The following is a 15231-nucleotide window of genomic DNA, read 5'->3' as shown; positions in this document are numbered from 1 at the left end:
CCCCCGATGCCGCACCCGGACGAGCCCCCGAACGCACCGCTGGTCAGCGGTCGCGGTCGGCCATCCGCCGCTTCATCACCGTGCGGGCGAGCTGCTGCATCGGCGGTTCCTCCCCGGCGGGAGTGTTCGCGGCGGCGCACGCCAGCCGGATCGCGGTCGGGTCTCCGTCCGGTGCGGCGGGCGGGTTGGTGATGAACGTGAACGCGGGAAGCTCACGGTTGCCGACCAGCAGCCGCGCGGTGGCGGTGAACATGTCGAGGTGGGCGAGGTCGTGCTCGTCCACCTCGGGTTTGGTGTGCCGCGACAGTTCCCGCGCGTCGGCCGGGTCGACGTTGAAGAACACCTTCGACCGGGCGTTCGCCGACACGGCCGCGGCGATGTCCTTCGGGAGCTGGGCAAGGTCCTGGTGAGCCATGATCAGGCCGAGCCGGTACCCACGTGCTTCGGCCAGCATGTCCCCGACGCTGCCGGGCAGCGTGAGGAAGTTCTGCACCTCATCGAGGTAGAGGCTGGCGTCTCGGCGCTGGTCCTCAGGGATGGCGGCGCGGGCGATGGCGGCCTGCCAGACTCGAGCGACGATCAGCGAGCCCAGGATCCGGCTGGTTTCCTCGCCGAGCTGGCCTTTGGGTAGCCGGCACAGCAGCACTCCGCCATCGAGGATCTTGCCCATGTCGAACGAGCTGTGGGCGTTGCCGATCACGCCTCTGACGAAGTCCCTGAGCAGGAACGCCCTCAACCTGGCGAGGACCGGTGCGATCACCTGGCCGCGGAACTGTTCGTTGATGCCGTCGTACCAGAGCCAGAACCCGCCGAGCCCGTCCGGATCGTCGAGGCCGTGGGTGAACCGGCCCCTGAACTGTTTGTCCTGTAGCAACGACGGGACCAGGCTCAGGGTGGGTTTCGCGTGCCGCATCAACGTCAGACAGGCGACGCGCATGGTGTCGTCCATGCGTGGCCCCCACTGCCCGGCGAAGATCTTCGCGAAGATCCCGACCAGGTTGTCCACCGCCAGGTGGGGATCGCCCTGGTCATCGAGGGGGTTGAAACACGCCGGGTTCTCCTGGTCAGGGTCGATGATGACGATCCGGTCGGCGGCCGAGGCGGGGAGCCGGTCGAGGATGTCGGTGATCAGGTCCCCGCGCGGGTCGATGACCACCGTCCCGCGACCGGCCTTGATGTCGCCGAGGATCAGGTTCAGCAGCAGCGTCGATTTGCCGACGCCAGTCTTGCCGACCACGTGCATGTGCTGCCGCGCGTCGGTGACCTTGAGCCCGACTTTGTGGTGCCCGACCTGCGAGCGGCCCAGCATCTTCACGCCGCGGCCGCCGGCGGGCACCTGCACCGGGGCCGGCACGGCCTTGGCCCGAGCCCGGTCCAGGCCCGGCACCGCCAGGTCCTGCGGGAGCGCGGCGAGGGCCGCGAGCTCCGGCACCGTGGCCAGGAAGCCGCGCCGCAGCCGCCGTCCGGCGAGGGTGGCGACCGGGTGCGCCATCTTCATCCGGCGCAGCCGGTTCGGGCCGGTGTACGCGGCGGCGGCCGAGGCGATCGTGTGGCTCAGCCCGGCAAGCCGTCGCTGGATCTGCGTGGCCCGTTCCGGTGTGGGCGGCGTTCGGTCCGGCTGGGCGGCGACGGCGAACCGGACCGCGATCTCGAAGTGCGGTACCCGTACGGCCTTGTCCACCACCGTGCGGGCCTCGGCCCCGGCCACGGGATCTCTGTCGGCCGCCCGCCCGGCCGTGGTGTGCGCTGGGATGCGGGTCCGGGACGGGCCAGGAAGGAATATCTCGAGGAACCAGAGCAGCGGCTCGATCGCCAGCCGGGCCGCGCCAGCGGCGGCGCGGGTCGCCGGATCGGGCCGCCCGCCCGGGTGGCCGCCGGTGGTGCTGGCTGCCGACTGGCGGGCCGCCCGCACCCGGCGGGCGGACGCGGGCCGGGCCAGGACTTGCACGCACGCGTACTCGCGGTGCCAGACCTCGGCCCCGGCCGACAGCAGCGCCCGCAACGGGTCCGCGTCGTGCTCGACGCGCAGCGGCAGCACGTCGGCGTGCTGCGGCCAGTGTGCCCCGCCCGCCTGCTCGCCTGCCCTCGCCGGGATCGGTGCGTCCGCGTCCTCGACTGTCATGGTCGCGGCGGGCCACGCCGCGCGGACAGCCGCTTCTACTGCGCCGGGCGGCACGGTGCCGGGCACCCAGACTCGGATGGCCAGGGCGCGGCCGGTCCAGGTGTACTCCCAGCCGACGTGCGGGTAGCCGAAGATCCTGCGCCGCCACACCGATGGGGTGAGCACGCCGACGAGGGTGGTCCAGAACGCGGCGGCGGCCTCGGCGGTGACCTCCGGCGGTGCGGCGATCGTCACCCAGCGGGCGCCGGTGACGAAGCGGCGGTGCCGCCAGGTGAGGAGTTGGTCGTTGCCGAACACCCCGGCCACGGTCAGCACGGCGGCCACCAGGCCGAGCCACGTCCGGGCGACAACCCAGTGCGCGAGGTCGATGGGCCAGGTCGGGGCGGTGCTCACGCGGTCACCTCGCCGATCCCGGTTATCAGAACTGCACGGAGTTCCTTCGGGGGTTTGTTCTGTTCCCCGGCCGTCGTGGCTGACCAGGTCGATGCGTTGCCATCGAGATCGACTGTTGACAGTTGGTCGGGATTCCTGAATAGCCGCCGTGATTCACGATAAACGGTCGGTTTCGGAGATCTGGGGTGGTTATGGGCCTGGCGGTGGTGCGGTCGCTCGGCGCGCCGCGGCGTCTGTCGTCCCAGACCGAGGCCGAGGATTTCGAGCAGGAGTTGGTGGATCAGTACTTGCTCGCGGCGGTGGGTGTCGGGTCGGTGGACAGCACAGTGGCGTCGGACCGGTCGGTGTTGTTCGAGTTCATCCGGTTTCTGGGGCGTCCGGTGTGGACGGCTCGGCCGAGTGACGCGGACCGGTTCCTGGCTGCGGCGCGCCGGTCGGGGCTGGCCCGGTTGACGGTGCAGCACAAGGCGTGGGCGTTGGCGCATTTCTTCGATTTCCTTGTCGTTCGGTATCAGGGCGACATCCACCGGTTGACGGATGTCGTGGTCGAGCAGGTGATCGACGAGTTCAACCGGCCGGCGCAGGCCGATTACGGCTCGGCCCGGGTACCGCCGTCGGCGGACGAGGTCGAGACGTTGTTCGCGGCGTGGCGGTTGTGGCTGCCGCAGGCGCGCAAGTTCCTGCCTGCGGCACGCGACTATCTGGCGGCCTCGTTGTGGCGGCGGATCGGGTTGCGCATCAACGAGAGCTGCATGCTGGACATCCGGGACTGGCGCCGGGATCTGGGCGAGTACGGCTGTGTGGGTATCCGCTTCGGCAAGGGCAGCCGTGGGCGCGGGGTGAAGACGCGGCTGGTCCCGGCCATCAACTCGGTCCGCGAGTTGCTGGACTGGTGGATGGTCGAGGTCCGGCATCAGTTCGGACCGGACTACACCAACCCAGATGCGCCGCTGCTACCGGCCGAGCGCAGCCCAGATCCGTTGACCGGCTGCTGCCCGCGGGCAGGCAAGCAGACGCTGCGCGACGGCCTGGCCGCTGCGGTGCAGCGTGGCCTGCCGTCCTGGAACGGCCGGTTGACGCCGCACGTGCTGCGGCATTTTTGCGCGTCGTCGTTGTACGCCAACGGTTTGGATGTGAAGGCGATCCAGGAGGTCCTGGGCCACTCGTGGTTGTCGACGACGACCCGGTACATCCACGTTCCGGTCGAGCACGTGACCCAGGCGTGGAACGCCAGTAACGCCCGGACCGCTGCCCGGCTGGGACCGCTTGAGGGGTGATGGGATGCAGTGGAACCTGCGGATGCGCGCGGCGCAGACGGGGATCTGGAAGTCGACCGAGATGCGCCGCCGGCTGGCGGAGGCCGGTCTGGAGATCAGCGCGGGCAAGATGTCAGCGTTGTGGACCGGCACCCCGACCTCGATCCGGCTGGACGATCTGGACGTGATTTGCTCGGTGCTCGGCTGCACCCCGGCCGACCTGCTGCTCTGCGAGCCGGAGAAAGTCGCCGCACGCCGTCCGCAGCAGACCAACACCGCCTCCGGGAGTTCGAGCACGCTGAGCCCGCAGCTGGGGCGGCACACCTCGATCCCGCCGGCATGAATGGCCGGTTGAAGCCGTGCACGGTTTGCGGGGTACGGCCACCGGCGATGCCGGAGATCCCGTACTGCTTCGTCTGCTGGCCGGGCGGTCCGGTCACCGCCCCGCCGTGCTATAGGTGTGCGTCCACAGTGGATTACTACATGTCGGGCCTGTGCGCCCGGTGTCATCCACACGCGCCCGGGCAACGCTCCCCGGCCTGGAAACTGGCCGGGCCGCTGGCCCAACGGCGGGTCATCATCGACGCCTGCCCCGACTGCCATGCCTGGGGTGTCACCCGCACCTACGGCTGGACGTGTTCGGCCTGCCGCGCGCACCGCGACCCGCACCGTCGCCGCGTGCGCGAACTGCGGACAGACCGTGGCGCTCTACGAGGACGGCTCGTGCCGATTGTGTCACCGCCAGCGCAGCCTGTTCGCCCACGCGCTGGGGCGCCGGGTCGGTGATGTCGGCCTGGCCGAGGCCAACCGCAACGGCCAACAGTTGTTCATCGCCGGGCTGTGGCACCAGGACGGCACCGGCAAACGCGAGTACGTGAAGAAGACCGTGCCGCCGAACATGCGGCTGTTGACCCCGGTCGGGCACCGCCAGCTCGTGCTATTCGACACCGCCCGGGATCTGCAAGCGGGACTGCGCAACGGGTTCCCGCCGCCTCCGCACCCGGGCCGGGAAGCGGCGCTGCTTGCGTTCGTCGCCGAGCACGCGCAACGTTACGGCTGGCGGCGCAGCAAGATCGAGCGAGTCCGCCGCGCCATGCGGATCTTGCCGGGCATCCAGGACACCCCGGGCGCGCCGATCCGGCGCAGCGACGTCGCGCTGCTGTCGCGAATCAAACACTCCGCCGCCGTGGTCGCCGACGTGCTGGCCGACGCCGGGCTGCTCGACGAGGACCGGCAGCCCGCGATCGTAACTTGGTTCAGCGTCAACACCGCCGATCTGCCCGAGCAGATCCGCGACGAGCTCGGCGTCTGGCTGCAGGTGATGCGGCACGGATCGACCGAGCCGCCCCGGCGCAAACCGCGCAATGACGCCACGATCACCACCCAGCTGCGCTGGGCGCTTCCCGCCTCACGCCAGTTCGCGGCGGCACATCCGTCGCTGCGCGAGATCGGCGTCGACGAGGTCCGCGCCGTGCTGCCCGGCGCGCCGCTGGCCCGCTACACCATGCTCCAGGGCCTGCGATCGATCTTCCGGATCCTCAAGGCCCGCAAGCTCGTCTTCGTCAACCCGACCGCCCGGCTCAGCGCGCCTCAGCCCCAGTCGCCCGCGTCGGTCAATCTGGAGGTTGTCCGCGCGGACCTCAACTCCAGCCAGCCGGCCACCGCCGCGCTGGCCGCCTTGCTCGCCTTCCACGCCGTGCGCGTCATCCAGCTTTGCCACCTGCAACTGACCGACCTGCACGACGGGCGACTGCATCTGGGCGAACAGGTCATCCCCCTGGCCCCGCCGGTCCGCACCCGCCTGGCCGCCTGGCTCGACTACCGACAAGCCACATGGCCACACACCGCCAACCCGCACCTGTTCATCCACGTCCGCAACGCGATCAACGTTCGCCCGGTCAGCCACTGGTGGATTCGGCATCAACTTAGCATCGCCGGGCAGCACATCCGCCTCGCCCGGATCCTCGACGAAGCCCACGCCACCAGCGGCGACATCCGCCGCCTCATGGACATGTTCGGCCTATCCGTCGAAGGCGCCAGCCGCTACGCCACTACGGTCTCCTCGTCCACGACCCCACGATGACCCGCCCAGCCAGCTCCGGCTCGACAGCCAGGACCGTCGTTGTGCGCAGATTTCTCTCAGGCAGTATCCGGATCTGGCCGAGACGAGTGCGCTGCTCGGGTGAAGTCGCGCTCGACGCAGGTACCGATGTTGCCCTGGGGTCCTTCTTCAGGCACATTCGATCTTAAGCGGCCCGTATCAACGATGGCCTTGGGGAGGAACGGTGCGATCCCTACTCCGGAACATGCGACTTTACAGGTCTGGAATAAAAGAAAGTTCTATCCTTGTCGTCGCACTGACGGCACTGTCCCTCGCCGGTTGGCTGCTATCCCTTTGGGGACCAGTCGTTAAGAGCGGATACTGGACCAATGTGGCTTCTGCACCACCTTTGGGTTTACTGCTCATTCTAGGCGCAGAGATACCGCTATCAATCCGGCTGAGCTTGTCCCGATGCGCAAGCTTGAGGGAAAACATACGGCGCGAAGCGAGCAATGTTCTGGACCTGCTATGGCTACTCCGTCGAAGCCAGCGAGGTCTCGATCTTAAAACCAGCGATCAGCAACAGGTTCCCTCCCCCTGGGTCATACGCGACGCTTCTGCCGTTAACGCGCCGGGCGGCTTAGCTATGGATGCGGAAACCTACGCCGGATATCTGGAGATACTCGCTGGCCGGCCCGCGCCGCCGAAGGGCGCGGACAACAAGGCTGAAGTCGGTAGGTTAAGGTCGTTCCTTGTTTTCGCTCGGCTCCGAGAAGATCTCGCGGACATGGCATTTTCTGTGCGCCAGTTGGAGCAAGAGGCCGCCGCACTGCTCGATCGGCCCCCAGACAAAGAACTAAGGGATTTGTCGCGTTGCACCAACTTGTTTGTTGCAGCAATGGCCGACGACCCAGACGGGCCGGAGGTACTGAAGCATGCTGCAAAATTGCGCCAGAGCGTTTTGGCTTTGTTGAGGTATGCCGCGGCCGACCTTCCGGACTGGGCAGTCCCGCAGGAAGATTCGGATGAAGAAGAGGAGGATCGTTGATTCCTCGAACTCTTCTACTGCGAACTGCTCGAACGTGACGGCCACTTCGCCAGCTTGGCCCGCGGTTTGCGCCGATGTGCGTGAGCTACGTAGCGGCCTGTTTCGACGGTCACCTCCGACATTTCTGCTAGGGGTTCGGATAACGCGCTAACGTACGCACATTCTGTGCGACAATGAGAAAATGACCGAACTTCATCTCGGCACCGCGAATATGAACTTGAAGGTTGTCCGCGGTACGCGCGGCAAGTCTTCGCTTATGGGAGAAGGGCTCCCTACGCCCTGGCACGCCGTTTGGCATAACGCAACAGATCCAGACGCGCGCGCTAGCGCACTATGCGACAAAACCGTCAAAGACATTTGCGAGCGGTGGCCGGGCGACTCGGAGAAGGCCAAGAACTTATGCGACCCCTGCAGGACGAAAGAGGCCGAGTTTCGGGCCCGCACGCCGTAGCACAAGATAACTGCACTTGCGAACGGCCACGGCGGGGGCCCGATCGGTGAGGCCATAATGTTGTCACTCCTCCGCCGGTGACTTCAGAAATCCGATCACTCAGCTCGTTATTCTAAGAACGAAAATTCAGCGGAATAGAGAAGAAGTAAATGTATCGACTGCGAAATGACATTGAAGCTATCAAGCTCGTTGAAGGAAACGCCGGGGAAGTTGGAAGCTTCGCCAAGTCTGCCCGTCCCCGCGCAAGCTTTACCAATGCGGACGGGATAAATCCAGGCAGCCTGCGCATCTACAACGACGGCCCTGATTTGGTGGTGGCTCCCCAGCAATGGCTCGTCAAAATCGCAGATCAGCTCATGGTGTTCTCCGATGAAAAGTTTACTGCCCTGTTCGAACCGATCGAATAACCGGCTCTTCGAAGTAGGTCGCAGATTAAGATTAGCGTCATTCTGGCGTTAATGATTGCACCGAACGCAGGAGCAGGAAAGTAGCATGGAGACCATTCGGTTTATGACCCCCCACACTCCACATGCCGCGATCCAGGCTTGATTGGCCTCCGGCGAAGACACTGCCCATGCGGTCGGTACGAGAACCTCGCCTCGAGTGGCCGCCATCGAGCCAGAGTGTCCGGCGCCGATGCCTCGACTGGCTGTATCAGGCGCGCACGCCGACACGGGGCCGCTACCCCCTTGAACCCTCACGCGGCCGGGTCGATCAGCGTAGTCGACCCGGCCTGGAGCCAATCGAGGTCAGCAGTTCGCAAACTTGAGCCACTCGCTAACCTCTGTAGGGACCGTCCCCTCCAGAGTTCGTCGCGGAATCTCGGAAAGTTGACTCGAACTCCAGAGCATCCACGGCGATCTGGTGTTCGGTGGCCGAGCCGACGCTGCGGAACGGAATCCGCGACCGCCCGGCGACGAGCAGGCCCTCCCCGCGCGACGCGGCGAGGAGCATTCGGGCTTCTCCGGCGGTCAGGCCGAATGCCTCGGTGACCGCGTCGATCGATTGGGTGGATTGGCGCATCAGGACCTGGGTCGCGGCATTGGAGACCACGGCCAGGCCGAGATCGGTCGACAGGACGTCGGCGGCGTCCTGGGTGATCACGCACAGCCCGGCCAAGCGTTTGCGAGCGGCCTTGGACATGCGGAACAAGAACCTCGCGCCCTCGGCGTCGCGCATCAGCAGCCACGCTTCGTCGACCACGACGAGCCGCCGGCGTGCGCTGGTGGTCGGAGCGTCGATGCTCGACCAGATCGCGTCGAGGGCGAGCAGTGTGCCGACCGTGCGCAGCTCGTCGCTCAGGTGGCGCAGCGACCACACCACGAGATGTGCGCCCGGGGCGGCGGTGGTCGGGCCGGCGAAGAGGCTGGAGAAGTTCCCGACCGTCCACGGGGCGAGCCGCGCGGTGAGCTGGGCAGCGGCGGGGTCGTCGTCGTCGGCCAGCGTCGCGGCGAGGTCGCGCAGCAGTGGGGCGGGCCTGCGCCAGGTGCCCGGGTCGGCATTGATCCCGGCGCGGGCGTAGGTGGCGGTTATCGCCCGGTCCAGGGCGGCTCGTTCGGCCGGCGGCGGGGTCGCGCCGAGCATGACCGAAATCAGGGTATGCAGGAACAGGCCGCGCCGGGTGAGCGTGTCGGGTCGGTCGTCGGCGGGCAGGTCGAGCGGGTTGACCCGCACGCTCGGCGCGCCGAGCTGCACGACCGTGCCGCCGACGTGTTCGGTGAGCGGGGTGTACTCGTCCTCCGGGTCGATGACCGACACCGCAGTGCCCTGGTACAGGTTGCGCAGGACTTCCAGTTTGACGAAGTAGCTCTTGCCCGCGCCCGAGCGGGCCAGCACAACCGAGTTGTGGTTGTCCTGCGCCCACCGGTTCCACAGGACCACGCCGTTGCTGGTGGTGTTCAGCCCGTAGAGCACGCCGTCGGGTGCGGCGACGACGCCCGGGGCTGGGGCGGCGAGATCCGCTGAGGCGAGCGGGAACGCCGCGGCCAACGCGGTGGTGTCGAGGATGCGGCGCATCCGCAGCGAATCCACCCCGACGGGCAGGGTGGCGATCCAGCCCTGCTGGTGGCGGAACGTGGCCGGTTGCAGATCCAGCAATACGCTGGCGGCGGCCGACTTCACCCCGGCCGTGATCGTGCGCAGTTCGTCGAGGTCGCGGGCGTGGATGGTGACGTAGATGCCGGTCTCGAACAGCTTCGCCGCGCCCCTGGCCACCCGTTCGGCCAGGTCGGCTGCGTCGGATGCTGCCGCGTCGGTCATCGGGTCGCCGAGGCGGCCCTGGTTGGCGTCCAGACGGCGGGACGATTCGAGCCGGGCCCGCTGGCGTTTGAGCATCGGCGCGGCCAGTTGCGGCGCGACCGGGGTGATGTGGATGGCGACGTCGACGCGGCCGGGGTAGGACAGCAGCGGGTCGAGCCAGGCCGGGCCGACCTCGGCCGGGTAGCCGCACACGACGACCGTCGTGGCGTAGCCGTCGCCGACCTTCACGTGCGCCGGGGTGATCGACAGCGCGGCCGGGGAGGGCATGCCCTCCCCGGCCGCGACGTTCTTACTGGTCTTCAACAGGTTCACGGGGTGCTCCGCACAGTGATGGGGGTGCCGGGCACCGCACGCGGGCCGGGCACCGGAGGGTTGAAAGGGTCGACGGCGTGGGCCAGAGCCGAGGCAACGGCCGGCCCGTCCAACGCGACGGCTTCGACACCAAGGCCGGACAAGGCACGCACCGCGGCGTCGGCTCCGTGTTCGCCGGTGATGACCGCGAGGACCTGGCGGCGCAGCGGATCACGCTCGGCGTCGAGATCGAGCAGAAACGCCGCGTAGTCGTCGGCGGCGGTCTGCAACGCCGGGTGCGGCAGGCGCGGCGCGAAGTCGGCGGTCGCCTGCGCGTACACGCTCAGGTCATGCCGTTGTGCCGTGACGAGCAGTTGCGCCGGGCCGGTCAGCGAGTTGAGGAACCGGCCGAACCCCTCCAGCAACGCGGCCTGCTCGCTGCCGGTGCGCAGGTGAATGTTCGTGGTGCCGCACGCGATCAGCCGTTTGCTGCTGCCCTCGCTGGTGAGGACTCCGGCCGGGCTGATGCTCGTGATCGGCGAGCGCAGCGGCGCCGGAATCTTCGGCTGGCCGGCCACGACCGCCACCGAGCTGGCGCGCGGCTGACCCGGAGTCACGGTGCGCGGGCTGCGGGACAGGGCGACGCCGTGGCGCAGCCACACGTCCAGCGGCAGGCCGTCACGGCGGCCCAGAGCGACCACGACCGTGACGGCGAACAGGATCATCCCGGCGACGATCCAGACCACCGGTGGCAGCAGCGGGCCGAAGGCGCGGTAGCACCCGAGCCCGGCCAAGCCGGGTCCGCCGATGATGGCGAGCTGACGGAAGGTGAGCCCGAACGCAATCCGGTCGGGGTCGTTGACGTTGGCCGGAACCGCTGCGCGGGGCGTGGTGTCCTCGCCGGTCATCGCATGCCTCGCAACAGCGGCACACGGCGGGCGATGCCCTGGATGAACACCGCGCGCAGCACAATCCCGCCGATGTTCGATCCCTTTTGCGTCACGTACTTGCCCATCAGTGATGGGATCTTGATCGTGACCCACAGCAGCACGATGACCAGCAGCAGATTCATCACGTCCGAGTTGGGCTGGCCGAGGACGATCGGCAGGTTCGCGCTCGGGTTCAGAACAAGATCGATGCCCGCTGTGAAGGCAACGGCTTGCAGGGTAGGCGTGACCAAGCAGCCCAGCAGGGACCGCCACCACAGGTCGGCGACTCCTTGCGTCCACGGGGTCGCGTAGCAGGCCAGCGCAACGGAGGCGATTCCTGCTAGCACGAGCAGCACACCGACCCGGAACAGCCAGCTGACGGCGAGCATGAACATCAGCACGACGATCAGCAGGCCGATAATGGCCATCAGCACCGCGTTGTCGTCGTCGGACAACGCCTCCTGGAGGCGGGCTTGGACGAAGTTGATCGTCTCCGTCGTCGGCGCGGAAACGCCGGTCATGGACACGGTCAGCGCATTGGCGATGCTGATCAACTCGGCGGTCAGCGGCATCGCGAACGCGGACAGCACGAACCCGACGACCAATCGGGGAATCAGTTCTTTGATGCTGTAGCGCATCTGAATCGAGTCGCCGGTCATCGAGGCGATGCCGACCGCGATGATGGCGAGGATGAAGCAGGCGTTGACCACCAGTGCGCTCTTGTCGGCGATCGACGTGACCTGCGGCAGAACGGTTACGTCCGGTGACATGAACACCGTCGAGGTCAGCAGGGCCACCAGCGCGCCGAGAAGGTCGACGACCTTCTCGGCGAGCCAGCCGACCAGGCCGTCCATCAGCCAGTCGGTCATGTGATCAGCCGCCCAGAATTCCCTGGAGCACCTTCAAGACCACCGGGGCCAACACGGCGAGGGCGTAGCCGATCAACGCGGACTTGAAGTTGCCCTTGGCCTGCTCGACCTGGGCGGGATCGCCTCCGGCGGCCATGTAGCGAAGGCCACCGATGACCAGGTACATCGTCGCGACGAGCGCGATGATGCCCATGATCCAGCCGGTGATGCCGTCGATGACCTGCGGCAGGGTTTTCGGGGCCGCGAGCGGCTGTACGGCAGCCGCCACGGCGAGATCGGACAAGACGGTGAGAGTGGTGTGCATTCGCGGCGCTCCACAGGAGTTCTGCGGGGCCGCCGCGGTGAGGACCGGACGAGAACCGTGCGGGTCCGGTTGGGGGCGCTCCTCCTCGCGTGTGGCGAAGGGCTGCGGTGTCAGTACGCCGCGCCAGACATGCCGGACCATCGGGTTTCGCCGCAGGAGATGGTCCTCACCGGGCGGGCATGCCGTGGATGACATGCACCGCCCAGATCCGTGCTGTCAGCCCGATCGAACTCGGCGAACTCCTGTCACGCCCTGACAAGATCCGTGACGGCTCCGCGCCGCCGGCGAAACGGCACGGCGCGAAGGGGTTGTGAAACACGAAAGGCCGCACCGGGCGTGGCGCACGGTGCGGCCTTCGTGCCACGACGGCGAGGGTTCTCAGGCTGCCGCCTCACCCTCGGTGAACGAGCGGAACGGGCCGGAGAGATCGCCGCGGGCTACTGCGGCCGCCACGACCCGCTCGGCGCGGCGGCGCCGCATACGCAGCGCCGGGGCCGTGGTTCCTTGCTCGGCGGCGAGCTGCTCGATCAGCGCGTCCCCGAAGCGGGTCGCGCTGATCAGCTCGGCGGCTTCGTCGCTGATCAGGCCGGCAGCGGCAGCCCGGCCGAGCAACAGGTCCGGGTGCCCGTAGGGCATGCGCGGCGTCCGGGAACCGCTGGAGAGCTCCAGCGGCAGTTCCTCGCTCTCCTGGTCCTTGATGACGGCGGCCCCGGCGCGCCAGGCGGTCCAGCACATGCGCAGCCACAGCCGCGGCTTGTCGAGGTCGGTGGTGCGCAGAGCCAGCAGGAAGCCGGCCAGGACTTCGGAGTCGACGTCGTCGGCGAGCCGGGGCTGGCCATGGCTGACCTTCGCGGCCAGGTGCGTGAGGGCGGGCAGCGCGACTCCGATCGCGCCGACGACCCAGGCCGGTCCCCATTCACGGGCGTGGCGGGCGAGCTGCCGCCACAGGATGTCGGTGGTGTCGCTGTCGTACCGCTCGTAAACCAGCAGGGTGCGCAGCCGGTCCAGCGGCATCGTCGTGTCCGGCAGGCCCGGCACGGGCCGGGCGTCGAACACCAGCGGAGCCGGTTCGCAGGTCAGCAACTCGAAAGCCTTCTCCGCACTGGTCAAAGCGGTATCGGCCGTACGGGGGCGGGTAGTCGTCGCCATGGTGGTCCCCTCGACGGGAGCGCTTCGCCGGATGCGAACGCTCCGAGGCCACTGATTGGGACAGCCCGGCCTGACACCAGAAGCGATTGTCAGCTTGCGACAGGTCGTGACCGGTCCGGACAGATTCGCGGCCCCGGCGACCCGCGTCCCGAGCCCGTCAGGTTGCTGGGGTGACCGGTCCTGACAGGACGGAGTCGAGTTCGATCGGCCTGACAGCGATGCTCTGGGGATCGTCAGTACGCCCGCCGGTCCGGGGGCCACCAAGCCGATGACCGAGAGAAAACACCGGCAGGCACCGGTTCCCGTCGGGGACATGGTGTCCGGCGACCCGCCCGTGCCGATCACCGTGTGGGCGGTTCCCGCCCCGAGGGCGGGCGAGACCATGTCCAACGCGCTGGGTGTGCGGCTCGTGCACAACCTCACCCACCCGGCCGACCTGATCACCGACCTCACCGCCGGGCCGCAACTGGCCCGCGCGATCATCGCCGCCCGCCGCCGCAGCCACCTTCAAGACACCCGAACGGTCGGCTGGGACTGGCACACCGCGTCGCTGATCGTTACCAGCTGGCCCCCTACCGAGCCCACTAAGCCGGGCGACTTCTTCGATCGTTGCCGCGCCAGCCTTACCCCGGGTGGCTGCGTCGCCGTCCTGCTGCCGCACGGTGATGTCGTCCTTCCGGTCGACGTCATCGCCGCGGCGAAGAAGGCCGGGCTGTCGTACCTGCAGCACATCGTGGCGGCCGACCGGCCGCCTCGCCGGGGTGAGCAGACCCGGCTCGACATCCACACCGACGTGCTGATTCTGACCCGCAGCTCGGCGCAGGACGGAGGGCGGGATGGCTGAGGATTCCATGCCGGTCACCTCGGTCTGGCTGACCTGCCAGCAACCGGCTCGTGACCAGCGCCGGGGCCGCTACGTCCCGGAGACCTCCACCCACCCGGGCAAGATGCTGCCAGCCGTGGCCGCGCACGCGATCAGCTCGTTCACCGCGCCCGGTGACCTGGTGTTCGATCCGATGTGCGGTTCCGGCACCACCCTGGTCGAGGCCATGCACCTGGGCCGCGACGCGATCGGCATCGACATCGAGCCCCGGTTCACCGCGCTGGCCGAGCAGAACGTCGCCCTGGCTTCGTCGCAAGGCGCGGCCGGCGCGGCGAAGGTCGTCAACGGTGACGCCACCGGCCTGCTCGACCTGGTCCCGGCATCCGCGGTCGGTCAGGTGGGACTCGTGCTCACCTCACCTCCGTACGGGCGCGGGACTCACGGTCTCGTCCGGACGGACAGCACCGGGGTGCGCAAGCGGGACCACCTCTATGGGGACCGGGAACGCGGCAATCTCGCGTATGCGGGATGGTCCCGCCTGCTCGACGGGTTCGCGACGATCCTGGCCGCCTCGCATCAACTGCTGCGTCCCGGGGGCACCGTGGTGATCACCTGCCGACCGGTACGCCGCCAGCGGAACGACCTGATCGATCTGCCCGGCGAACTCCTCGCCGTCGCCCAGTCAGCGGGACTGGTCCCGGTACAGCGGTGCGCGGCGATGCTCGCCGCCGTCCGCGACGGCCAGATCGTGCACCGCGCCTCCATGTTCGGGCTCATGGCCGTGCGCCGAGCCCGCGCCGAAGGCGTCCCCGTCCACCTCATCGCACACGAGGATGTCCTCGTCTTGCGCCGCTGCTAGAACTCCGCGAGTTCCAGCGAACTCAAGTGCCAACGCGGCGAATGCGGGTGTCCGGTGGGCTCGCCATGCCATCCGGACACTCGGGTTCGGACCAACTCTAGTGGGCAGTGACTACGCGGAAGTTCGGCAATATGCAGGGCTCGCGACTTCCTTCGATCGGACCGCTTGGTTCAGGCAGAGCGGGTCCTCAGGCTGCCGGCCGAACCGCGCGCCGATGACCTGTAGGCAGTGGTCGCCAGGCGGGCAGGCGGCGCACATCAAGAACTTTGATCGACGTGCCCAATTTCGCTTGGCTGCTCAGAGGGATCGGAAAAGCCTCCGAATCGCTGTAACGTCTGAAGGGATGGGACGGGGCCCCCACCTGGGCTGCGCAACCACCGATGGAGACCCCGTTTGCGGAACCTGCGGGCATTCCTAGCCAGCGGCTAGGAATGCCC

General features: G+C 68.1%; 13 protein-coding genes. 7 read left to right on the top strand and 6 right to left on the bottom strand.

All coding sequences use genetic code 11. The features are described from left to right. Positions 1-43: 43 nt before the first annotated feature. A complete protein-coding gene (locus L3i22_RS12015) occupies positions 44-2515 on the bottom strand; it encodes a type IV secretory system conjugative DNA transfer family protein (RefSeq protein ID WP_221327040.1) in 2472 nt (823 codons plus the stop codon). A 191-nt stretch (positions 2516-2706) separates the two neighbouring features. On the opposite strand from L3i22_RS12015, the gene L3i22_RS12010 reads away from it, so the two are divergent. The 5 genes from L3i22_RS12010 (at position 2707) to L3i22_RS11990 (ending at position 7718) form a co-directional block, all read left to right on the top strand. Further along, the gene (locus L3i22_RS12010; protein ID WP_221327039.1) at positions 2707-3792 is read left to right on the top strand and encodes a tyrosine-type recombinase/integrase; all 1086 of its coding nucleotides are present in this window, start codon (positions 2707-2709) and stop codon (positions 3790-3792) included. Positions 3793-3796: 4 nt separating this feature from the next. Continuing rightward, positions 3797-4114, top strand: a complete 318-nt coding sequence (locus L3i22_RS12005) for a helix-turn-helix transcriptional regulator (RefSeq protein WP_221327038.1) — start codon at positions 3797-3799, stop codon at positions 4112-4114. A 357-nt stretch (positions 4115-4471) separates the two neighbouring features. Continuing rightward, positions 4472-5854 (top strand): hypothetical protein, encoded by a 1383-nt coding sequence (locus tag L3i22_RS12000; protein ID WP_255658142.1) that lies wholly within the window; start codon positions 4472-4474, stop codon positions 5852-5854. 604 nt (positions 5855-6458) lie between these two features. Then, a complete protein-coding gene (locus L3i22_RS11995; RefSeq protein WP_221327037.1) occupies positions 6459-6860 on the top strand; it encodes a hypothetical protein in 402 nt (133 codons plus the stop codon). A 600-nt stretch (positions 6861-7460) separates the two neighbouring features. Next, positions 7461-7718, top strand: a complete 258-nt coding sequence (locus L3i22_RS11990; protein ID WP_221327036.1) for a hypothetical protein — start codon at positions 7461-7463, stop codon at positions 7716-7718. Positions 7719-8088: 370 nt separating this feature from the next. On the opposite strand, the gene L3i22_RS11985 is transcribed toward L3i22_RS11990, so the two are convergent. From L3i22_RS11985 to L3i22_RS11965, 5 genes are all read right to left on the bottom strand, one after another. Beyond that, complete coding sequence (locus tag L3i22_RS11985; RefSeq protein ID WP_221329922.1) at positions 8089-9837, bottom strand: VirB4 family type IV secretion system protein; 1749 nt, start codon at positions 9835-9837, stop codon at positions 8089-8091. A gap of 41 nt (positions 9838-9878) precedes the next feature. Next, positions 9879-10769: a PrgI family protein gene (locus L3i22_RS11980; protein WP_221327035.1), complete on the bottom strand. Its 891-nt coding sequence runs from the start codon at positions 10767-10769 to the stop codon at positions 9879-9881. Beyond that, a complete protein-coding gene (locus tag L3i22_RS11975) occupies positions 10766-11659 on the bottom strand; it encodes a conjugal transfer protein TrbL family protein (RefSeq protein WP_221327034.1) in 894 nt (297 codons plus the stop codon). Before L3i22_RS11975 ends, L3i22_RS11980 begins: the two co-directional genes overlap by 4 nt. 4 nt (positions 11660-11663) lie before the next feature. Then, the gene (locus L3i22_RS11970) at positions 11664-11963 is read right to left on the bottom strand and encodes a pilin (protein WP_221327033.1); all 300 of its coding nucleotides are present in this window, start codon (positions 11961-11963) and stop codon (positions 11664-11666) included. Positions 11964-12341: 378 nt separating this feature from the next. Then, positions 12342-13112, bottom strand: a complete 771-nt coding sequence (locus L3i22_RS11965; RefSeq protein ID WP_221327032.1) for a hypothetical protein — start codon at positions 13110-13112, stop codon at positions 12342-12344. 268 nt (positions 13113-13380) lie between these two features. Between L3i22_RS11965 and L3i22_RS11960 the strand changes: the two genes are divergently transcribed. Both L3i22_RS11960 and L3i22_RS11955 read left to right on the top strand, forming a co-directional pair. Continuing rightward, the gene (locus tag L3i22_RS11960) at positions 13381-13956 is read left to right on the top strand and encodes a hypothetical protein (RefSeq protein WP_255658140.1); all 576 of its coding nucleotides are present in this window, start codon (positions 13381-13383) and stop codon (positions 13954-13956) included. Beyond that, positions 13949-14794: a TRM11 family methyltransferase gene (locus L3i22_RS11955; RefSeq protein ID WP_221327031.1), complete on the top strand. Its 846-nt coding sequence runs from the start codon at positions 13949-13951 to the stop codon at positions 14792-14794. Before L3i22_RS11960 ends, L3i22_RS11955 begins: the two co-directional genes overlap by 8 nt. The last annotated feature ends 437 nt before the right edge of the window (positions 14795-15231 follow it).

This window comes from Actinoplanes sp. L3-i22, from assembly GCF_019704555.1.
Classification (GTDB): domain Bacteria; phylum Actinomycetota; class Actinomycetes; order Mycobacteriales; family Micromonosporaceae; genus Actinoplanes.
The sequence above is the reverse complement of the archived record's forward strand: the minus strand, read 5'-3'. Positions and strand labels throughout refer to the sequence as shown.